General features: G+C 44.4%; 22 protein-coding genes. 11 read left to right on the top strand and 11 right to left on the bottom strand.

What is annotated here, in order from left to right; translation table 11 throughout:
- Window positions 1-580: hypothetical protein (locus LAY41_RS22770; RefSeq protein ID WP_249103206.1), on the top strand; the 580-nt coding region annotated here is incomplete at its 5' end.
- 100 nt (window positions 581-680) lie between these two features.
- Here the strand turns inward: LAY41_RS22770 and LAY41_RS22765 are convergent.
- Window positions 681-1,775 (bottom strand): BLUF domain-containing protein, encoded by a 1,095-nt coding sequence (locus LAY41_RS22765; RefSeq protein WP_249103204.1) that lies wholly within the window; start codon window positions 1,773-1,775, stop codon window positions 681-683.
- Window positions 1,776-1,941: 166 nt separating this feature from the next.
- The gene (locus tag LAY41_RS22760) at window positions 1,942-3,366 is read right to left on the bottom strand and encodes a serine/threonine-protein kinase (protein WP_249103202.1); all 1,425 of its coding nucleotides are present in this window, start codon (window positions 3,364-3,366) and stop codon (window positions 1,942-1,944) included.
- 72 nt (window positions 3,367-3,438) lie between these two features.
- On the opposite strand from LAY41_RS22760, the gene LAY41_RS22755 reads away from it, so the two are divergent.
- The 4 genes from LAY41_RS22755 (at window position 3,439) to LAY41_RS22740 (ending at window position 5,843) form a co-directional block, all read left to right on the top strand.
- Entirely contained in the window at window positions 3,439-4,389 is a 951-nt protein-coding gene (locus LAY41_RS22755; protein ID WP_249103216.1) for a shikimate dehydrogenase, read from the top strand.
- 44 nt (window positions 4,390-4,433) lie between these two features.
- A complete protein-coding gene (locus LAY41_RS22750) occupies window positions 4,434-4,853 on the top strand; it encodes an element excision factor XisH family protein (protein WP_249103200.1) in 420 nt (139 codons plus the stop codon).
- On the top strand, window positions 4,841-5,221 hold the full coding sequence (locus LAY41_RS22745; protein WP_249103198.1) for a XisI protein: 381 nt from the start codon (window positions 4,841-4,843) through the stop codon (window positions 5,219-5,221). Before LAY41_RS22750 ends, LAY41_RS22745 begins: the two co-directional genes overlap by 13 nt.
- Window positions 5,222-5,411: 190 nt before the next feature.
- Window positions 5,412-5,843 (top strand): hypothetical protein, encoded by a 432-nt coding sequence (locus LAY41_RS22740; RefSeq protein ID WP_249103195.1) that lies wholly within the window; start codon window positions 5,412-5,414, stop codon window positions 5,841-5,843.
- A gap of 130 nt (window positions 5,844-5,973) precedes the next feature.
- Here the strand turns inward: LAY41_RS22740 and LAY41_RS22735 are convergent, their stop codons facing one another.
- The 3 genes from LAY41_RS22735 to upp all read right to left on the bottom strand — a co-directional run bounded on the left by LAY41_RS22735 (window position 5,974) and on the right by upp (window position 7,555).
- The gene (locus LAY41_RS22735; RefSeq protein ID WP_249103193.1) at window positions 5,974-6,261 is read right to left on the bottom strand and encodes a YggT family protein; all 288 of its coding nucleotides are present in this window, start codon (window positions 6,259-6,261) and stop codon (window positions 5,974-5,976) included.
- 136 nt (window positions 6,262-6,397) lie between these two features.
- Window positions 6,398-6,745 carry a ssl2009 family thylakoid membrane protein gene (locus LAY41_RS22730; RefSeq protein WP_249103191.1) on the bottom strand — a complete coding sequence of 116 codons (348 nt, stop codon included), beginning with the start codon at window positions 6,743-6,745 and terminating at the stop codon, window positions 6,398-6,400.
- A gap of 159 nt (window positions 6,746-6,904) precedes the next feature.
- On the bottom strand, window positions 6,905-7,555 hold the full coding sequence (upp, locus tag LAY41_RS22725) for a uracil phosphoribosyltransferase (RefSeq protein ID WP_249103190.1): 651 nt from the start codon (window positions 7,553-7,555) through the stop codon (window positions 6,905-6,907).
- A gap of 349 nt (window positions 7,556-7,904) precedes the next feature.
- On the opposite strand from upp, the gene crtH reads away from it, so the two are divergent.
- The gene (gene crtH / locus LAY41_RS22720) at window positions 7,905-9,437 is read left to right on the top strand and encodes a carotenoid isomerase (protein WP_249103214.1); all 1,533 of its coding nucleotides are present in this window, start codon (window positions 7,905-7,907) and stop codon (window positions 9,435-9,437) included.
- A gap of 129 nt (window positions 9,438-9,566) precedes the next feature.
- Here the strand turns inward: crtH and LAY41_RS22715 are convergent, their stop codons facing one another.
- Window positions 9,567-10,037 (bottom strand): hypothetical protein, encoded by a 471-nt coding sequence (locus LAY41_RS22715; RefSeq protein ID WP_249103187.1) that lies wholly within the window; start codon window positions 10,035-10,037, stop codon window positions 9,567-9,569.
- A 21-nt stretch (window positions 10,038-10,058) separates the two neighbouring features.
- Window positions 10,059-10,838: a hypothetical protein gene (locus tag LAY41_RS22710; protein ID WP_249103185.1), complete on the bottom strand. Its 780-nt coding sequence runs from the start codon at window positions 10,836-10,838 to the stop codon at window positions 10,059-10,061.
- Window positions 10,839-11,305: 467 nt separating this feature from the next.
- Here LAY41_RS22710 and LAY41_RS22705 point away from each other — a divergent pair, with 467 nt between their 5' ends.
- On the top strand, window positions 11,306-11,764 hold the full coding sequence (locus tag LAY41_RS22705; protein ID WP_249103183.1) for a GNAT family N-acetyltransferase: 459 nt from the start codon (window positions 11,306-11,308) through the stop codon (window positions 11,762-11,764).
- 18 nt (window positions 11,765-11,782) lie between these two features.
- Here LAY41_RS22705 and LAY41_RS22700 read toward each other — a convergent pair whose 3' ends face one another.
- Window positions 11,783-12,187: a DUF2281 domain-containing protein gene (locus LAY41_RS22700; protein ID WP_249103182.1), complete on the bottom strand. Its 405-nt coding sequence runs from the start codon at window positions 12,185-12,187 to the stop codon at window positions 11,783-11,785.
- The gene (locus tag LAY41_RS22695) at window positions 12,184-12,639 is read right to left on the bottom strand and encodes a DUF6883 domain-containing protein (protein ID WP_249103180.1); all 456 of its coding nucleotides are present in this window, start codon (window positions 12,637-12,639) and stop codon (window positions 12,184-12,186) included. The genes LAY41_RS22700 and LAY41_RS22695 overlap by 4 nt, the downstream gene beginning before the upstream one ends.
- Window positions 12,640-12,769: 130 nt before the next feature.
- Here LAY41_RS22695 and LAY41_RS22690 point away from each other — a divergent pair, with 130 nt between their 5' ends.
- The 3 genes from LAY41_RS22690 to LAY41_RS22680 are packed head-to-tail and all read left to right on the top strand — an operon-like array spanning window position 12,770 to window position 18,010.
- On the top strand, window positions 12,770-16,288 hold the full coding sequence (locus LAY41_RS22690) for a CHAT domain-containing protein (protein ID WP_249103177.1): 3,519 nt from the start codon (window positions 12,770-12,772) through the stop codon (window positions 16,286-16,288).
- Between the two features lie 34 nt (window positions 16,289-16,322).
- Window positions 16,323-16,700 (top strand): hypothetical protein, encoded by a 378-nt coding sequence (locus tag LAY41_RS22685; RefSeq protein ID WP_249103175.1) that lies wholly within the window; start codon window positions 16,323-16,325, stop codon window positions 16,698-16,700.
- An 11-nt stretch (window positions 16,701-16,711) separates the two neighbouring features.
- Window positions 16,712-18,010, top strand: coding sequence for a Rad50 family protein (locus LAY41_RS22680; RefSeq protein WP_249103172.1), 1,299 nt, complete (start codon window positions 16,712-16,714; stop codon window positions 18,008-18,010).
- Window positions 18,011-18,021: 11 nt separating this feature from the next.
- On the opposite strand, the gene LAY41_RS22675 is transcribed toward LAY41_RS22680, so the two are convergent.
- Together LAY41_RS22675 and LAY41_RS22670 are read right to left on the bottom strand one after the other, a co-directional pair.
- Complete coding sequence (locus LAY41_RS22675; RefSeq protein ID WP_249103170.1) at window positions 18,022-18,600, bottom strand: TIGR04376 family protein; 579 nt, start codon at window positions 18,598-18,600, stop codon at window positions 18,022-18,024.
- Between the two features lie 47 nt (window positions 18,601-18,647).
- Complete coding sequence (locus LAY41_RS22670; RefSeq protein ID WP_249103167.1) at window positions 18,648-18,833, bottom strand: hypothetical protein; 186 nt, start codon at window positions 18,831-18,833, stop codon at window positions 18,648-18,650.
- A gap of 13 nt (window positions 18,834-18,846) precedes the next feature.
- On the opposite strand from LAY41_RS22670, the gene LAY41_RS22665 reads away from it, so the two are divergent.
- A partial coding sequence (locus LAY41_RS22665) for a hypothetical protein (RefSeq protein ID WP_249103164.1) occupies window positions 18,847-19,073 on the top strand: 227 nt, incomplete at its 3' end.

Here is a 19,073-nt window from a genome sequence, read left to right as displayed (position 1 = left end):
CAATGCGCGGTACTCACCTACGGCTCGATGTGTCCGCGCTGATTATAGCGGGGGTCTCCACGGGGGAAGAAAGATGAGTCATTTCAACTTCAAGTCCTTAGCATTTTATGGAACTGCGATCGCTTCAGTCGTGCTTTTGTTTAAAGTTGTCACTGACTACGGTCAAAACCTGAAAGCACCTCTTCCCATTGACGGTCGTTATCGCATAACTGCCCAAAATTTACCCGAATGTCTGCAATCCGATGACTTAGTATTAAGTATTCAGCAGTCTGGCATTTACCTGAACGGGTCTTTATTGGCTGTCAGCAAAAACGTCGAAATGCCAAATTCAGCATCGGAAACGATTATTCACCAAAAACCCTTCTTAGTCGGTCGATGGAAAAATCAACAATTGACCCTATCTGGGTCAGTGAATAAGTTAAGTTCTTGTAATAACAAGGTCAATCTCTCAATTCAGGCAAATATAAATCAAGAAACCCTAAACGGTGAAATGACCTTAAATTCAACGCCGCAGCCAATCAAATTTACCGCTCAACGAGAGTCTAACGAGCAACAGCAAAAAAAGCAGGTCAGTCATTGATTAGTTAGTGAGTCTGGTCATCTTAGGTATGTTGTGGGGGGGGGGGGGGGGGGTTGGGCGCTCTTTAAGATAGCGCCCAAGCGCAACAACATACCTAAATCTAAAATCTAAAATTTGGTTCTGGTTTGCACGTTCGCTGCTTTTTGATTTGGTCTAGATAATTGCTAATATCGCCAGCCATTTCAATATTATTACTTGGCAGACTGGTAATTTTATTATCAATAGAATAAATTTCAATTAGCTCCTGTTTTCCTTTTACCTGATATTGCCCTAGCTTTAGAAAATTCCAAGATACTGCTGTAGTATTTTTCACAGCTACCGATAAAATTAGAGAACGCGATAGGCTTCTTGTTAAAGATTCCAATCTTTGAGCAATATTAACAGCATCTCCTATAATTGTGTAGTCCATTTTGGCATAAGAGCCAATATTACCTTCAACTACCTCGCCTTGCGCCAGACCAATACCATTGTATAAAACTCGCAAAGGGCTACCCTCTGGGGCATCACTTCGTAATTTTTCAACCTCACTTAATATATCTAGACTTGCTTGGATAGCCTCATCAGCTTGTTCGGCTGAAAAATAAGCCATCACGCAATCACCAATAAATTTATTGACCTCTCCTCCTCTCGCTAGAATCGAATTTGTGCAAATGGTAAAATACCTATTCAAAATAGCTACGATCTCCTCGCATGGGAGTTTCTCCACCAAGGTAGAGAAAGAGACAATATCGCTAAACAAAATAATCTTTTCTACTTTACGAGGCGTAACTAGAAGAGGATTAATGCCGCTACTGATTAGGTTAACAATAGTTGGCTGAGTGTATTTTTCCAAAATTCTATATGACTCATTTAAGGTTCGCAGCAAAGCTCTTATAGGTTTGATAATTAAATCTGGCTTTTCATCTAGATTGATAGTTTGCATAGACCAATCGGGAAAGAGTTTTTCTTTAATATCATGCTCTGTCTGTAAACATAAAATGTCAGTATGTCTATCATCTACTAATATCTTTTCATACAATTTGTCAATACTTCGTTCTTCTCCTTCAAGAATTTGAAAAAATATATCTTGCGTACATAAGAGAACGCCAGTAATGTTCTGTTTTTGATTATTTTTCCGTGAAATCGCGCCTATTGCTTGGATTTCTTGCCTAGAAAGAGGGCGAGAGAATTTACTAATGTATGTCAGTCTTTTCATATCAAAACTCAACCTTAACAAGGGAAGCATCTACTAATTTGTGGTCAAAAAGCTAGGTGATGCACCCTACTGCAATACCTGCCGCTTCAGATTTATTTAAGGTACTTTTTCCATAAGGATCGAAATATGCAAGTTAAACTAAGCAAGAACTGCCAGACACTGACGGCTAATCCATCATCCCAGCTGAGAAGATCCCTAAAAGTAAAAGGAACCCAACAATCACTAAAATTGCGATCGCGATCGCTGCTATTATTCCCACAATCAGCCATCCTGCGATCGCGCACGTCCTTTGATGAGCTTTAAACTCAGAAACACTGCGCCACTGCCGACTTTTCCAAGCCCACTCATTGCCTTTGACTCCGAGAATAACTCCCATAGTCAGCCAGGGCATACCTAAAGATAGTACCAAAGTTGGATCGGCCCAAGCAAGCAGTCCAATCCAAACCCGATTGCTCAGACACCAGACACCCGGTAGCAAAAAAGCTCCCCAGTTCCAGCCTTGGATCTCATCCGGCACCCTGACAGAGCTATCAAATATACTACCTTGACCGGAATTATTAGCAAATACAGTTTTTACCGCAGAATAAACACCCTGCGGGGAACGATGAGCGGGTGGGTGCGTTGGTTCTAGAAGTTGCAGGATTTCCTCAGCTGATTGAAAACGTTCGTAAGGTTTGGGCGCTACCATCCGGGAAAGTATCTCCTTTAGCTGAGTACTCAAGTTTGGCACTTCTTTATCCCAAACCCAATTCATCGTTTCCGGATCGATGAGTTGTTGAGGTTGTTTACCAGTCAACAGGACAACAGCTGTAACGCCCAAAGCATATAAATCGCTGTAAGGTGCTACAATCCCCAGTCGTATTTGCTCATCTGGAGCATAGCCAATTTTACCTAAGCGGGTGCTGCTGTCGGAGGAGAACTGATTTAGCGTACCTGTTAGCTGGGTGGCTACATTAATTGCTATTCGCTTGACGCCGCCTAAGTCAATCAAGACGGGAAGTTTGTCGTGAGAGCGGCAAATAATGTTGTCTGGGGCAATGTCGCGGTGAATAACGCCTTGACGATGAAGATAAGTTAAAACTGGGAGAAGTTTTCGCAATAGTTGTACGATTTCCGCCTCGTTAAAGCATTCACCTTGCTGTAGTCGCCGATTCAACAAGGATTGATAAGTTTGCCCTTCAATATAGTCTTGAACTATAAACAGTTGTTTCCCTTCCTGAAAAAATTCCCAGAACCGGGGAATTTGCTGATGCTTGAGTTTGTGCAGCATTGCGGCTTCCCGTTCAAACAGTTCCTGGGCTTTCTGGAGGTTGTACGCGCCTTGGGCGAGTGGGGTTAGTTCTTTGATAACGACTGATTCGTTGAAGCGACCAGTATCTTGTACTAGATAAGTTCGGCCAAATCCTCCCTGACCTAGTTGATACTCAATTATGTAGCGATCGCGCAACTTTGTCCCAGAGTGCAATCCAGTTTCAGATGTGGCGACGCCACCCGTGCTGGTGTTTCCGCCTTGCAGAGATACACCGCAGAAAGAACAAAACTGATATCCAGTAGGATTTTGATGCCCTTGGCTACAAGTGATGACACTCATAAAATTATTGCCCCAACCTCTGCTATCCTAACTCTTGCTACGCGATCGCTTATTAATTCAATGGTAGAAGTATTGATTACGGGTAAGACTAAATTGCTGGGTGTTATCGGTCACCCGATCGAGCATTCCCTCTCCCCAGTCATGCACAATGCAGCTATTGCGACTCTGGGATTGGATTACGTCTATCTCCCTTTACCAGTTAAGCCGGAAGATTTGGAGAGAGCGATCGCAGGTTTTGGTGCGATCGCTCTTGTGGGCTTTAATGTCACTATTCCCCACAAACAGGCGATTATACCCCTGCTATCAGAAATATCGCCTCAAGCAAAAGCAGTGGGGGCGGTAAATACCGTTTGGCGTACCGAAAACGGTTGGAGTGGTACGAATACCGATGTGGAAGGGTTTTTGGCCCCACTTATCAACCTCACCCCCCAACCCCCTCTCCTCCCAGAGGAGAGGGGGAGTATTAACCTCACCCCCCAACCCCCTCTCCTCCCAGATGAGAGGGGGTGTAAGGATTGGAGTCAGACTGTCGCGGTAATATTAGGCTGTGGTGGGGCTGCAAGGGCGGTGGTGGCAGGTTGTGCCGAGTTGGGCGTCCGGGAGATAAAAGTTGTCGGTCGCAGTCCGCAGAGGTTAAACGATTTCTTGGATAGCTGGCTGAATTTGCATTTACCTGTGAGGCTTAGCGTCCATAATTGGCAAGAATTACCAAATTTGATATCGCAAGCAGATTTATTGGTAAATACGACGCCTGTGGGGATGTATCCTCGCGTTGATGAGTCTCCCTTGAGTGCGGATGAGATGGCGAAATTGCCAAAGGGTGCGATCGCATACGACCTAATCTACACGCCTAACCCAACTTTATTTCTAAAATTAGCTAAACAGCAGGGTGCGGACGCGATCGATGGTTTAGAAATGCTGGTACAACAGGGTGCAGCTGCATTACAAATTTGGTTGCAACAGCCTGTACCAATTGATGTCATGCGTCAATCTTTGCGACAGCATTTAGGTTTATCGGATTAAATCTTTGATAAAATTAAAGATGGGGCGGTAAAAAAGGAGTAAAAGTGTCAGCAAAAGACTTTTATCATCAAACGGTGAAACAGGCACTTGTGAAAGCTGGCTGGACAATTACTCACGACCCATTCCCATTAAAATGGGCTAAGCGAAATTTATCTGTAAATATTGGTGCCGAACAGTTAATTGCTGCTGAGCAACAGGAGCGGAAGATAGCAGTTGAAGTTAAAAGTTTTCTCAGGGAGTCTAGAATTGCAGATTTAGAGCAGGCTTTGGGTCAATACATTCTCTATAACGATATTTTACAACGAAACGAACCTGAAAGAGAACTATATCTAGCAATTCCTATCAGTCCTTTTGAGAACCTATTTGAAGGAGATAAGTTTGGCGATATTTTGTTGGAGAATAAGCGTCTTAAACTACTGATTTTTAATCCGCAAGCGGAGGAGATTATCAAATGGATATCCTAGAAGATTACCGCCAGCTTGTTAAGGTGCTGCTGAATAAATATGCAAGTTTTTTCAACTCTGACAATGAGGTAAAAACTCAAAGAATTTTCGATTTAGAGAACGATCGCTACATACTACTTTCTATAGGGTGGTTGGGGGGACGACGAGTTCACCATTGCATCATGCACATTGATATTATTGACTCTCAGGTATGGATTCAAGAAAATAATACCGATCTCCTGATTGCCGAGGAGTTAGTAGCCGCAGGAATTTCTCCAAAGTCAATTATTTTAGGACTTCAGCCGCCGGAAGTAAGAGCTTATACCAGCTATGGCGTACCTGATTTGGGGCTATCTCAACCATTTTACAGCAATTTGACACATTATTAGTGGTAAAGTCGCGATCGCTTTTCCGCTTTTCGTCTACCTGAATAACCTTGCAAGGAAACCATTTCTGGGAAAAAGGGCCATTTTCTTGCACCCACTCCCATAAGCTATTCGAGACTTCAATGCTAGAGCCTAAGATCGAGGTAAGCTGAGGTTTAAAGTGCCTGTTAATAATTAATTTTTGGTCTAATTTATGCGGTTTCGAGCCTTCAAAGTCTTCCTGATCTCCTGTCTTATCGGCATTCTCAGTTGGGTGCTGACTCCACCCGCTTGGGCATTGACGCAAATTCAACTATCCGACCTTTCCTATAAAGAGTGTCCGGCGGAACTAGGACAAGGATCTGTTGCTAGCGGTACTGCAAAAGCTGCCAATTGCTTTCTGATCGTCGGCAAAGCCAACAATAGTTCTGGCAAATATGTCTACAACGCCGATATTTTCGGTCGCATCTACGATGCTAATGACAATTCTGTGATGCAAAACCGTACTCGTCTGGGTGCTATTGATGAGGTGCCACCTGGAGTCAGCGATTTTGAACTCAGAATTACTGTATCCGTTAATCAGCCAACGCCTCTGAAGCTAAAACAGTTCAAAGCTGCCGGTTTTACTGGCCTAGTTCGTCGTTGACAAAAAACAAAGTTTGTAGTAGAAACTTTAGTCCTTAGAGAGTGAGGGCTGAAGTTTTTACTACAAATTTGCGATCGCATCTACGCAAAAAGCGGCGCTTACGATGAGCGTCGCTTTGCCCCGATCGGGCCTAATACATATACATCGCTGATGCTTTTAGGCTAGTGAGAAGCTGCCCGATAAACTGGAGTAGAAATATAGCCAAAATAGCGGAAAAGTCAATGCCGCCCAGAGGAGGTATGAAAGAGCGGAAGATATTGAGGTAAGGATCGGTCAGCTGACTCAGGATAGAAAAAGGTGGATCGTACCAGTTGATATTAGGAAACCAGCTCAACAGAATCCTAATAATCAGCAGAACAACATAGATATTTACAAACCTAGTAAGAGTCTCGATAAGTAGCGCGACTGAGGAATCCATGAGTTTTGAAGCTTTTTGCGTAATTTCAAGGGCAATTTGGACTTGACTTTAATTTAACTGATATCAGCGCATTTCGGATCGCATCCCCAATGCTAGGGGCGCAAGCATCCAGTTGTCACCGCAGGACTGGCAAGTTTTAGGCGTCTTTGGTGAGAGACCGATCGCTGCTAAGAGTAGAAGCATTCCCATTCACATTACCAAGCTGCTGGCGCACTTCATCAATTGTTTGGTTCAATTGGGCAATTTTATCCTCCAGACTCCGGCGAGCAATTTCAATTCTTTGCTCAGACGCGGTTTCCAGTTGACGCTTCTTGCTTTTATCAACTTTTGGTTCTAAGGCATCGGTATTGACAAGAGGTGCTTCTACCTCGGAGGTTTCGTTATTAATGCGAGAAGCTAGCAGTGCCCCCAGCACCCCGCCGACTAGGCCACCAACCAACGACCCAGCCAAAAATCCTGCTGCAAAACCGTCACGCTGACTCATATCAATTTTCGATTTTCGATTTTCGATTAATTCTTTGGTAGGACTGTCTTCAGCTTACCTGCTGGGGGTCCCAACTGCCTATAACAAAGGATGGAGAATAGGAACAAACGCACCTGCACCAGAGAATAAAGAATTTATCTCTAGCCCCTAGCCCCTAGTTTAAGTGCCAAAAGCGCGATCGCCTGCATCCCCTAACCCAGGCACAATGTAACCGACACTGTTTAAGCCTTCATCTATCGTGGCCGTGTAGACGTTCAATCCCGGATAGGTAACGCTCAATCTTTGCAACGCTGGGGGAGCCGCCACTACCGAAATAATCCGCACCAACTCAGGCTCAATACCGCGAGAAGTCAATTCTGCCATAGCAGCCATAATCGATCCACCAGTCGCCAGCATCGGATCTGCGATCAACACCCGCGTCTGCACTTTAAACTGTTTTGGCAATTTATTCAAATAGCAACTGGGTTCTAGCGTCTTTTCATCCCGCACCAAGCCAAGATGATAAGTAGACGCCAAAGGCAGTACAGTCTGCGCCCCTTCCAGCAGCGCCAGTCCCGCCCGCAAAATCGGGACTACCACCAGTGGCGCTTCTGGATCGACGAAGGTAGCCGGACACTCAGCCAAAGGCGTCTGCACCGTTGTCTCTACAGTAGGCAACCACTCTCGCACCGCTTCATAAGTCAGCCAGCGTCCCAGCTCAGTCATAGCAGTCTTGAACAGCACTGATGGTGTCTGAGCGTCGCGGGCAATGCCCAGCCAGTGCTGAATTAAAGGATGGGGCGGAACATAGACGCGCAACTGGAGAGTCATACCGATTTTAGATTTTAGATTTTAGATTGCTGTTTGGATGCTGGTTCAAAAGCCCTGATTCATCATACTGCCTTCTGGTTTGTTACAGAGAGGGCAAAAAGCTTGTTGAGAATTTTTCTTAAAAGTATTGACATCATTTTTCAATAAGGCTATATTAGCTTTTAGTGTTCTCCTCTCTCGTGTTCTCCTCTTTGAGGAACGGCAGACGGGCTCGGTCAGCAGCAGCAGATAGAGTCCGTACTTTTTTTTAGGTAACAGGTATTGAGCTAGCAGCCAGAAACAATGGGAAGCGGTAAACTGTAAAACCAGGAAATTACTCTAAATTACTGACCCCATGCCTTCTGTTTCCATGAAGAATCAGTTATCCTTCTCTCAGGCCAGTTCAACCGCGCCCCATTTTGACGTTATTATCATCGGATCGGGTATTGGAGGGTTGGTGACCGCCACCCAGTTAGCCGCGAAGGGGGCATCTGTGCTGGTGCTGGAGAGCTACGTTATACCTGGAGGAAGTGCTGGGTACTTCGAGCGCGAGGGCTATCGGTTCGATGTAGGGGCGTCGATGATATTTGGGTTTGGCACTCAAGGCACCACCAATCTCCTCACCCGCGCCCTCGCAGCAGTGAATGTCAGCTTAGAAACCATTCCCGACGCAGTGCAGATTCACTACCACCTCCCAGGCGGCTTAGATTTAAAAGTTCATCGCGATTATGAGAAATTTTTGCAAGAACTAACAGCATATTTTCCACAAGAACGAGAAGGAATCCGCCGATTTTATGACGAGTGCTGGAAAGTGTTCAACTGCCTGAACGCGATGGATTTGCTTTCCTTGGAAGAACTCCGGTATCTGACGAGAGTGTTTTTCCAGCATCCGTTAGCTTGTTTGGGTTTGGTAAAATACTTGCCCCTCAATGCCGGGGACATAGCCCGCCGATATATCAAAGATCCTATTCTGCTGAAATTTATTGATATCGAGTGTTACTGCTGGTCGGTTGTGCCAGCAGATATGACACCGATGATTAATGCTGGGATGGTTTTTTCCGATCGACATTACGGCGGAATAAACTACCCGAAAGGCGGTGTCGGTCAAATCGCCCAAAAGCTAGTGGAAGGGCTGGAAAAAGCTGGCGGTCAAATTCAGTACAAAGCCAAAGTAACCAATATTTTGAGCGAAAATGGACGAGCTGTGGGCGTACAGCTTGCCACAGGCGAAGTCTATCGGGCTAAGCGCATTGTTTCCAATGCAACTCGGTGGGATACCTTTGAAAAATTACTTCCATCTGAAGAAATGCCCGATGATGAAAAAAAATGGCAGCAACGATATCAAAAATCGCCTAGTTTTTTCAGCTTGCATTTAGGCGTCGAAGCAGATGTATTGCCTTTGGGAACCGAGTGTCACCACATTGTGCTGGAAGACTGGGACAAGATGGAAGTACCAGAAGCCACTATCTTTGTCTCGATTCCGACGCTGCTTGACCCAGATTTGGCACCAAAAGGTTATCACATCATGCACGTCTTCACCCCAAGTTGGATTGATGATTGGCAAGGAATGTCTGCAAAGGATTACGAGGAAAAAAAGGAAAAGGCAGCTGGACGTATCATTGAGCGGTTGGAGAAAATTTTTCCCGGTTTAGATGCGGGATTGGATTATATAGAGGTGGGGACGCCTCGGACGCATCGACGTTTTTTGGGTCGCGATGACGGCAGCTATGGGCCAATTCCTCGTCGCAAGTTGCCAGGTTTGTTGGGGATGCCGTTTAACCGCACATCTATTCCCGGTTTGTATTGTGTGGGGGATAGTACTTTTCCGGGTCAGGGTTTAAATGCGGTGGCGTTTTCGGGGTTTGCCTGCGCCCATCGCGTTGCTGTAGATTTGGGATTGTGAGAAATACTAAGCTGTGGCACCGGAGAGTTTGTAGGATCGCAATTTGTGAAACTCTTGTGGAGCGGGCAAGATGCCCGCTCCATTTATACAACTTAGATGCGCGACAGCTTAACAGTGTAAAATGTTAGGTCAACTATAAGGGTCTTTGTTTTGGGGAAAAATGCGATCGAACAAAGGTAGAAACACTCTTAACGACTGACCCCGTTTCTTTTTCATGTCTGCATCTAAGGAACGCTCTATGGCTAGGGCTCCTGCAATTCCCTGTCCGGGTTTTTTCGATTCGGAAACGATGACTAAGGCTTGTGCGAGACGGCGTGCGGCTTCGTTGCGATCGCCTTTTGCCATCGCGCGATCGGCTAATGCTATAGCCAGATTTTCATCGGCGACCAAAGAAGGTCTGCTAATAATACGAGTAGCGATCGCCCTCTCATAGTTGGCTCTGTAAGCTGTGCAAGTACTGGCAGTGCAGCTTCTAGGCCGATTGGTAGCGGCATTCACAGTTGGTGCCGCCTCCGCAACTTCTGTTAGGCTAACTCCAGCGATCGCAATAGTCAGTGGAAGCAAAGTTCCTGTCGCAAGTAATTCAAGTTTCTTTTTCATCGGCTATTATCCTTAGAGGGTTTAGCGGTTGGGAAAAATCCTTCTAAACAAAGACAGATCCCTGAGCGTTAGGCCCAATTCTTCCTCCATGTCCTTATTAAATCTCCGCTCAAAGTTTAAAGCTGCTCTAGTTCCATCCATTTTTTCGATCGTGACCAAAGCTTGTGCAAAACGAACTGCTGCTTCATTATCTCTCCCTCTCTCCAAAGCTTTCAAGGCCAAATGAATTGCCTCATCTGGATCGTTAACTCTGGAGGGTCTGCGGATCGTGCGCTCAGCAATAGCTCGCTCATAGTTGTCTTCGTAAGAGTTATCTTCGTAAGAGTTGTCTTCGTAAGAGTTCCCAGAAAACTGCTGGCTTGGAAAAATTCTTGCCAGTAAGGGTAACCTATCCCTGAGCCTTTGACCCGTATTTTCTACCTGATCGGCGTCTAAGCGGCGCTCTATACTTACAGCTTCTCCTGTCCCATTCATGTCCTCAAATATGACTAAGGCTTGAGCGATACGACGTGCAGCTTCATTGCGATCGCCCCTTCTGAGGGCTTGTTCTGCTAAATCAAGAGCCTGGTATGCATCTCTAACTCCACCCGGTCTACGGATAATCCCCCTACTAATGGCTCTCTCATAGTTGTTTATGTAATAGTCTTCAGAAATGCGTCGTGAGTCGCGTCTTAGCTGTTTGGTGGCGGCTACCTCAACGATTGGTGTTGCTGTCGCTGCTGGAGGGAAATTGGCGATCGCACTTAGCACAGCCAAGGGTATCAAAGCTGCTGCTACAGTCGATTTAACGGTCTTTTGCATAGATCGTTGTCCTTTAAGTATGAGTGACTGGCAGATCGTCGATATCTGCTCATAATCTATTCAGCTAGAAGAGCGGTAATTTATGCGATCGGACAAAAACGATAAATATACCGCTACCAAGCACCCGTATCCTACTTTGTTATAAGATACGCTAAATGTTTACAACACGGCAATGGTTTATGCCTACGGCTTTGCCAATCAGTACGGGCTCACACTGTACGGTTATGCAGTAAGTTCCTTATGTTACAAAAATCTTGTTTAGGTATGACCCCGAATGCAGCGAAGCAAGCTGGCGATCGGCTGTTCCTTTTCACAGACACTGTACAACGCACTCAACAAAGTCATTAACATAGGACTTTGCCCCCCTAGCCCCCCAGATTTGGGGGGAGAAGAATCCTGTTCCCCCCAGATTTGGGGGGCTAGGGGGGCGAAAAGCGTAAGTCCTATAACATTCACTTCTAGTAGAGATGGAAATAACTTTTAGAACCGCAACCAACAACGATATTGATTTACTCTTGACATTTATGCAGGAGTTTTATGAAATAGAGCATTTGCAATTTAACCATCAGATTATCCGCCGTTGTTTAGAGGAAATATTTAATAACGATAAACTGGCGATGGTATGGTTAATTTGTGCAGATGGTGAAGCAGTAGGCTATGTTGTTCTCACTTTTGGCTACAGTATAGAATTTCACGGACGAGATGCCTTAGTAGATGAACTTTATATTCGATCGGGATATCGCGCACAAGGAATAGGCACAAAAACGCTAAAATTTGTAGAAACGTTTTGCCAATCTTTAGGAATTAAAGCTTTGCATTTGGTAGTAGCTTATGAAAATAGCAAAGCTAAAAGTGTTTATCAAAAAGCGGGTTTCATCGAGCATGACCGCTATATAATGACTAATTGGATTGGCAAGGATGAATGAAAGTAATGATAATTTATACTATACCAACTGATTTACACTTTTTTGCTGCTTCTGCTGTAAAAACTCCGCAAAATCTCTAACTTCCGCTAGTAATTCATCAGGTAATTCATCCAAAACAGCCGCTAAATGCGCCCGAATTCCCATTGTTTCACGGGCGGGCACTGTCAATATTAGCTGGTTTGGATAAACAGTTTCCACGCCAATACTTTCCATAAACGCTCCTTCGTCATCCTGTGTTGCGGGCACAAAATTTTCCGCATCGTCGTATTTAACCCAACCTCCAAATAATTCGACAATATAAACTTCGCCATTATTCAAAACTTCGACAATTGCTCCAACCGTTCCTATTGGTGCTATTCCTCCATCAGTTAAAGGAATTTCTTCGGTTAACTTTACACCATCAAATAGCTGAAATATCATCATTGCAAACCACCTAATCTATCTGGTACTGCTGTCACAAATCTTGCTACATCTTCATTAAAGAGAACTATCCAAACCGTGCGTATCCGCCGCGATAAACCGGAAGGCCCGGTAAGCTGGATATAAGCGCGATAAAGCTCACCTTGAGCATTTTGACTCTGAGGTTGTAGCATATCTATCGTAACTGCTGCCAGGATAGCCTCTCGAATTGCCTCTAGCGAGTCAAATCCCATTACCTCACGCCAAAACTTTCGTTTATCTCCACCTTCTCCGGGTTCAGCAGCACGGTTGAGGAGATACTGCGCTTTAGCAATGGGAAACTCAAAACGTGCCGGAGATGTCATTGTAGCTACTTGCTTATAAAACTGGCTATTGAGGATGGGGCCGATCGCTCTTTCAGTATACAAAAGTTGGAATGCGATCGCGCCATGTACGTTGTTGCGCTTTAGCGCCATCTCCAGGTACGTAGTCCCAGCGCCCCAGAAACCCGGTTTTTCCAAAAAACCGGGTTTCTTACCCCATCCCCAACAACCTCAACCATAAATCGCTACAATCGAAAATATTCGCAACCCTTGGGTGCAGCAGATGTTCGCAAAAATCTGGCGCTGGCTGAAAAAATTGTGGCAACAGCTATTGGGAAAACCACCCCAACCTTCCCCCCCTGGCGCGGGAACTCCAGGGGGTAAACCAAATCCACGCCTCAGCGATGCAGAATTTGAAAAGTTGTTTTTGCAACTGCTGGATAGGGTGGAAGAAGACGCGAGTCGTCAGGATATTAAAGATTTTTTGTTTACCAAACTTATTGATGAAGATGAGTTGGCGGCGTGGTTGCGTCGCTTTGGCAGCAAGTTGTTAGAATCACCGGAAACTCATCGGGAATTAGGGCGGCGGATGGTGCAATTGGGTAAGGTTGCTGGTGGGGAATTGGGTGATGTGGCGGGAGAAATTGGCAGGGAATTATTGGGGAATTCAGAAACTCAAACAAGCATTGTCGCCACATCTGTTATCCCAACTGTTGATAAGCAAATTGCTGATGCAACAAATTTGGTTTCCGATCATATTAAAGTAGATCGGGAAGCTGAAGAATCGTATAACCGAGGCGGTGACGAATATAAAGCTGATAATATTCAAACGACGATTTCCAGCGATGAAAAATTGATTGAAATTAAATCTGATTCCCACAAAGCATTGAGGGATCGGGGTACGGAGCTAGCACAATTAGGGCGATATGAAGAGGCTATCGATAGCTATGACAAAGCGATCGAGATTAAATCCGACGATGTATGGGTATGGTATGCGCGTGGCAATATGCTGGTAAAGTTAGAACGCTATGAAGAGGCTATAGTTAGTTATGATAAAGCCCTTGAGATCGATCCTAACGGGATTGTGTGGATGTCCATAGGTAGGGCGCTGGCTGATGTAAGCTACGATAAAGCTCTTGAGATTAAACCTGACTCCTATCAAGCTTGGTTTGAGCGGGGAAGTTCGCTGTTTTTGCAGGGACGATATGAAGAAGCGGTTTCTAGTTTTGACAAAGCTATAGAACTTAAACCTAATGACCATCAATGTTGGAAAGAGCGGGGGGATGCTTTGGAATGTTTAGGATTTTATCAAGAAGCTATTGCTAATTATGACAAAGCTATAGAACTTAAACCCAACGACCATCAATGTTGGAAAGAGCGGGGGGATGCTTTGGAACGTTTAGGATTTTATCAAGAAGCTATTGCTAATTATGACAAAGCTATAGAATTAATAGAATTACACCTTAACGATAAAACTGACGATATGCAGCAAGTTTTTCTGGCGCGATGCAATGCCTTAAAAAAAGCAGGACGTTATGAAGAAGCAATTATTAATTATGATAAATTAATAGAAATCAATCCCAATAGCTCTAATTCCTGGCTTGAGCGTGCAGAATTATTGAGGGAATTAGGTCTGTATGAAGAAGCTATTAATAATTATGATAAAGTCATAGAAATAACCTATAAATATAATAGTGAATACTCAGAAGCATGGCAAAATAGGGGTAATTTATTGAATGATTTAGGATTTTACGAAGAAGCATTATGTAGTTATGACAAACTCATAGAACGTAATTCTAAAGATTTCAATGCCTGGAAAAGCAGGGGCGATGTGTTGAAAAATTTGGAGCGTTATGAAGAAGCTAATGCTAGTTACGAAAAAGCTCTTGAAATTGAACTTAAAGCAGATTATATTTTATGGGCAAATAGGGCTAGTCTGCTTACTGATTTAAATCGATATGAAGAAGCGATCTCTAGCTATGATGAAGAGATACGTTTGATCGTAAAGGATTATCAGGAGACTCGTCGTAACGGAATATCTAAGCTACTTGATCATTTGGCGATCTTGCACTCGACGTCTTGGCTGCTGCGTGGTTTGGTAATATCGACTTGGCAAGGTGATGAAGCAGAAATCAAGAATTTGGATGATGGCATAAAGGCTCACCAGCAGCAGATGCCCGATTACCTAGAACGTTGTGGTGAGTTATATTATGAAAAAGGTACTAAACAGTACAACTACGGAAAAAAACAGCCTAACCCCTTTCCCTACTGGTTTGAAGCAAAGGAAAGTTATACAGAAGCGCTCAAATTATTAAATTTTGAAAAATTTCCTCAGCGGCATCTAGAAATATTGCGAGATTTCCTTAAAGTTTGTTCTCAGTTGGGCGACACCAAAACAATGGAAGAACAATTGGAAAAGGGTACTCAGCAGCTAGAAGAGTTGGTAAGACAGTGCGAATTTGAAGGGCAAAAAATTAGTCTAGCCCGAAAATTTGCTGCTTTCAATCAATTGCGTGTAGATATTCTAGTTCAAAGTTCAGATCGGAAAAAGCAAATAGAAGCACTAGAATTAGCTGAAAAACGAAAAAATACTTGCTTGCAGTGGCTTTATAGTGGTTGGGATTATCAGTTACCCAGTCCCAAATATCAGGAGATGCAAAAACTGTTGAACTCCAAAACAGCGGCTATTTACTGGCACTACAGTCCTGCTGCGATTACTACTTTTATTATCAAACATGATGACATCCAAATTCACTCACCGGAAAATACTGCCATTCAGCAATTACAACAGTTTGAAGATTGGTTGAAAGAATGGAAAGAAGATTATCAAACGAACCGCAAAGACGCGAAGGAAGAGAAAGAGAGTTGGCGAGAGAAAATGGCGGATAGGTTGGATGAGTTGGGAAAGATACTCGATGTTGAGGGAATATTAAATAAGATAGGCGATGATATTACTCACTTAATTTTGATTCCCCATCGCGACTTGCACCTGCTACCCGTGCATTACCTATTGCGGGAAAAAGATTTTACGATTACTTATCTCCCCAGTTTGAAAGTTGGGATTGATTTATCGGTTCCTCCCTCACCCGTTACCAAACTACTCAGCATCGAAAATCCGCAGGATTTGCTATTTGCACTGGTGGAATCATCTGCGATTGCGAGATTATTTCCAGAGTGCGATCGCATTCCATCCCAAAATGCCACAATATCAGTTGTGAGAACATCTCTGAAAAACGCTGAGGGCTGTTTCCATTTTACAGGTCACGCCTACCACGATCCCAACTATCCCCGCAATTCAGCTTTAATTTTAGCCAGCGAACCAAATCTCACCTTAGCCGATATCTTTGCCTTCAATACTCTCAACTTGCAACTGGTTTGTCTCGCCGCCTGCGAAACTGGTATCACCGGAAAAGAAGGTTTAATTGATGAATTTGTGGGATTAGCCAGCGGTTTTCTCGCCACCGGAGTTAACTACGTCGTCAGCAGTCTGTGGCGAGTTGAAGAACGTTCGACTGCTTTGCTGATGATGCAATTTTATCATTATATAATAGATGAGAAAATTATCCCTGCGATCGCTCTCAACAAAGCTCAAAATTGGTTGCGCCAACTCACCTACGGTGAACTTGCCCAATGGTATTTGCAACTTGCCTCTCAGTTTACCGAAAAACGCGATCGCCGCCTGCAATCTTTACTGCAACGAGAAGCGCAACGCTTGCTGAATTCGGCTAAAATTAATTTATGCGATCGGCCCTACGAAGAACCATACTACTGGGCAGGCTTCATCCTTACTGGTGCATTTTAAATCTAACCGTTTTCTATTGCCAATTCCAACTAATATGGACGCATTAAACTTTCTCATCTGCAAAGCTTTTCTCAGCGCCTTAGCCAAATTAGACTCGCAACTTCCACCCGATATCATACCAGCAATTAACCAAGTCGGTCAAGCTTTAGCCCTGCAACAAACCGATGTGATATCGGATTTAGAAGATATCGTCAAACAACACGCGCCTTTAGCGGAAATTTACGACATTGAATACAAAAAATTGCTAGACGAATACGAAGACAAAGAACGTAACAAATATCTCAGTCAGAAAAATCCCGACTCTCCACCGCCAACCTTACTAGAAAATTTCATCGCCCCCATTTTGATGGATGTCAATCCTCAAAATCAAGCCAAAAATAAACAAGATAAGATCGAACGTTTGTCAGATTGAAATTTGCTGATATGACCAAATTATTATATCCCACCCTCGATTTATTCCTCTATCATCTCAACCCCGAAAAATTCCTCGCCAATTTACCAGACAAACTGCAAACAATCCTTTCTCCCTCCTTACTTGGCGACAAACCAGATTATCTTCCCTTACTCCCACCCGCCGGATATAATGACCAATTTTATCCTTTCGATTCAGTATGCCAAATCGGTGGTTATTCCGTCGATGGTTACTATTACCCAGTTCAATTAGGCGATACTTACGCTTTATTATTTGATTGTTCTGTTGATTGCGACTTAAATTATTTTCAACAACTCAAAAAATTAGCCACTCAGAAAGCAGATTTAGGACAAACCTGGATACTTTCCGGCTATCTTGACTCCCCAAAGGATAACCCAGATTTTATTGCCCAATTAGCCTACAAAGCCTTTCTGGGAAAAGAAGACCAACAGCAGCCAAAACGTAGTAAATTTTTAGATGCTACCGTATTTGAAATCGGACAAGCGCCCCAAGATTGGCAAGACCTCAGCGAAACCAATCATATAGTTATTATTATATATCCTACCGAAGAACACTACAAACAAAACGCACTTAACTTTTACGATTCTTGGATGAGGCTATTTTGCTACCGTCACAAAATAATCTGGGCATATCGAGAAACGCGACAACTGAAAAAGCAACTAGCCGAAGACTTCCAAACCAGCGTCAAAGAGTTACAAAACCTACCCCAACAAACCAACTTAACCAAGCTTCGCGCCGCCTTAGAAAGATGCAACCAAACACTCTCCAACTACGCCAACAATCTCAACTATTTAAGAATGCGACAAGCGGTGATAGAAGTCAACCTGCATAACTACCGAGAAACCTTAGACGACATCACCGAAAAAGCCAGTCAATTCGACAGCGAAACCAATCTGACTTCCTTCAGAGAATTTGCCAATTTAGTTAGCCAAAAATACCAAAAGCAAATCGAAAAAGACTATAGTAGCTTTAGCCCAGGCTTAGGAGTATTAGAAAATATTACTAATAATATTAGAGGAATAGTAGAGATAGAGCAAGTAGAGAGCGATCGGGCCTTTCAAGAAACAGTAGAACAATGGGGAATCGGCATAGGAGTAGCCGCCATAGCCGCCACTTCCATTTCTCCCTTCGTTCCCAACATCACCAAAAACGAATCCACCGACCCCCTCCCAGCAGCCGAAGCAGGAATCAACTTTCTTTTCACCTTTCTCTTCAGCATACTTCTCGGCATCTTCGCCAAATGGATTGCCAAAAGATTGATTAAATCCCGTCGTCCTCCCAAACCATAAAGCATATCGCCCTAACGCCCCATATTTCGCTTCATTCGTTCTAGCTCATCGTTTGCTTCCCAACTCTTAAATTGTTCATCCAAGGGGTCCGCGCCGCTGAAGGATGTGGGAGTGCGACCCTGGTTCCAACCGGCAGTTTGCGATTTTTGATCGGTTTTAGGGCTGGTACGATTTGCCTGAGCTTGAGCGGCTTTGGCGCGTACTTCCTGCCGTCGTTGCTGAATCCGACGCAGTAATTCTTGAGCCTGTCTAATCCGCTCTTTGAGTCCTTGCATATGTCCCCAAAGCTGATTGCCTTGGCGCAGTAAGGCGGCTTCTCTCTCTTGTGCGGGTTGCACTAAATCCAGTCTGTTCGCTGCCTTCGCCTTGTCAATGCGGACGTGCCAGCGTTGGATTTCTTGTGCAGTGGCAAGAATCTCATCTTCCGACTTTTTTTCTTGCAACTGGAGGTCAACAATCAGCCGCCGGGAGTCTTCCTCTTGTTCCCGCAGCTGTTCCTCTAGCGCTTGCAACTCCAGATGAGGATTGTTCCGCAGGAATTCTTCCAAGCGACTCTCTAAAAATCGGCTGAGATCTTCAAATACGCCCACTGCTAAAACTCACTAGATAGGTTATGTTAACTTAATCTTAATTTCCTTCAGAATTGCTGTCCGACATAAATGGAACGAACTTCACCATTCCGGCGGACGATCGCTTCATCGTTGCGAACTTCCACTAAAATCCAACCACTAGAAGCGATGCTTTCGCCTACGTGAATTCGGCGCGAAGCACCATTGACTTCAAAGATGGCGGCGGATTTGTCGCCTAACACCAGCACTCCCATTAAACTATGTTTGATGACTGGTACAGATGCGGACGCCTGTGTACTTTGCTGCGGTCTTGATGTCGGCGTCAGCGCTGGGTTAGGTGCCACTGCTGCGGCTGTAGGAGAGGGTGGTACGGCTGCGGGTAGAGGCGCGGTGGCGACTGTAGGAGATGAGGTTGGACGCGAACTTGCCGCTGCTGTAGGAGATGAAGTTGGGCGCGAACTTGCCGCTGCTGTAGGAGATGAAGTTGGGCGAGT

Origin of the sequence: Argonema galeatum A003/A1 (assembly GCF_023333595.1) — a bacterium.
Classification (GTDB): domain Bacteria; phylum Cyanobacteriota; class Cyanobacteriia; order Cyanobacteriales; family Aerosakkonemataceae; genus Argonema; species Argonema galeatum.
This window is presented reverse-complemented; position numbering and strand designations above follow the sequence as displayed.

What these genes read in the sequence shown, in the direction of transcription:
- LAY41_RS22715 (WP_249103187.1), bottom strand. Translation starts at nt 10,037, where the DNA reads ATGAAAAAGAAACTTGAATTACTTGCGACAGGAACTTTGCTTCCACTG.
- LAY41_RS22765 (WP_249103204.1), bottom strand. Translation starts at nt 1,775, where the DNA reads ATGAAAAGACTGACATACATTAGTAAATTCTCTCGCCCTCTTTCTAGG.
- LAY41_RS22730 (WP_249103191.1), bottom strand. Translation starts at nt 6,745, where the DNA reads ATGAGTCAGCGTGACGGTTTTGCAGCAGGATTTTTGGCTGGGTCGTTG.
- LAY41_RS22680 (WP_249103172.1), top strand. Translation starts at nt 16,712, where the DNA reads ATGACCAAATTATTATATCCCACCCTCGATTTATTCCTCTATCATCTC.
- LAY41_RS22745 (WP_249103198.1), top strand. Translation starts at nt 4,841, where the DNA reads ATGGATATCCTAGAAGATTACCGCCAGCTTGTTAAGGTGCTGCTGAAT.
- LAY41_RS22695 (WP_249103180.1), bottom strand. Translation starts at nt 12,639, where the DNA reads ATGGCGCTAAAGCGCAACAACGTACATGGCGCGATCGCATTCCAACTT.
- LAY41_RS22700 (WP_249103182.1), bottom strand. Translation starts at nt 12,187, where the DNA reads ATGATGATATTTCAGCTATTTGATGGTGTAAAGTTAACCGAAGAAATT.
- LAY41_RS22685 (WP_249103175.1), top strand. Translation starts at nt 16,323, where the DNA reads ATGGACGCATTAAACTTTCTCATCTGCAAAGCTTTTCTCAGCGCCTTA.
- LAY41_RS22735 (WP_249103193.1), bottom strand. Translation starts at nt 6,261, where the DNA reads ATGGATTCCTCAGTCGCGCTACTTATCGAGACTCTTACTAGGTTTGTA.
- LAY41_RS22705 (WP_249103183.1), top strand. Translation starts at nt 11,306, where the DNA reads ATGGAAATAACTTTTAGAACCGCAACCAACAACGATATTGATTTACTC.
- LAY41_RS22690 (WP_249103177.1), top strand. Translation starts at nt 12,770, where the DNA reads ATGTTCGCAAAAATCTGGCGCTGGCTGAAAAAATTGTGGCAACAGCTA.
- LAY41_RS22740 (WP_249103195.1), top strand. Translation starts at nt 5,412, where the DNA reads ATGCGGTTTCGAGCCTTCAAAGTCTTCCTGATCTCCTGTCTTATCGGC.
- upp (WP_249103190.1), bottom strand. Translation starts at nt 7,555, where the DNA reads ATGACTCTCCAGTTGCGCGTCTATGTTCCGCCCCATCCTTTAATTCAG.
- LAY41_RS22670 (WP_249103167.1), bottom strand. Translation starts at nt 18,833, where the DNA reads ATGGGAGTGCTGGTGTTAGGCGACAAATCCGCCGCCATCTTTGAAGTC.
- LAY41_RS22710 (WP_249103185.1), bottom strand. Translation starts at nt 10,838, where the DNA reads ATGCAAAAGACCGTTAAATCGACTGTAGCAGCAGCTTTGATACCCTTG.
- crtH (WP_249103214.1), top strand. Translation starts at nt 7,905, where the DNA reads ATGAAGAATCAGTTATCCTTCTCTCAGGCCAGTTCAACCGCGCCCCAT.
- LAY41_RS22760 (WP_249103202.1), bottom strand. Translation starts at nt 3,366, where the DNA reads ATGAGTGTCATCACTTGTAGCCAAGGGCATCAAAATCCTACTGGATAT.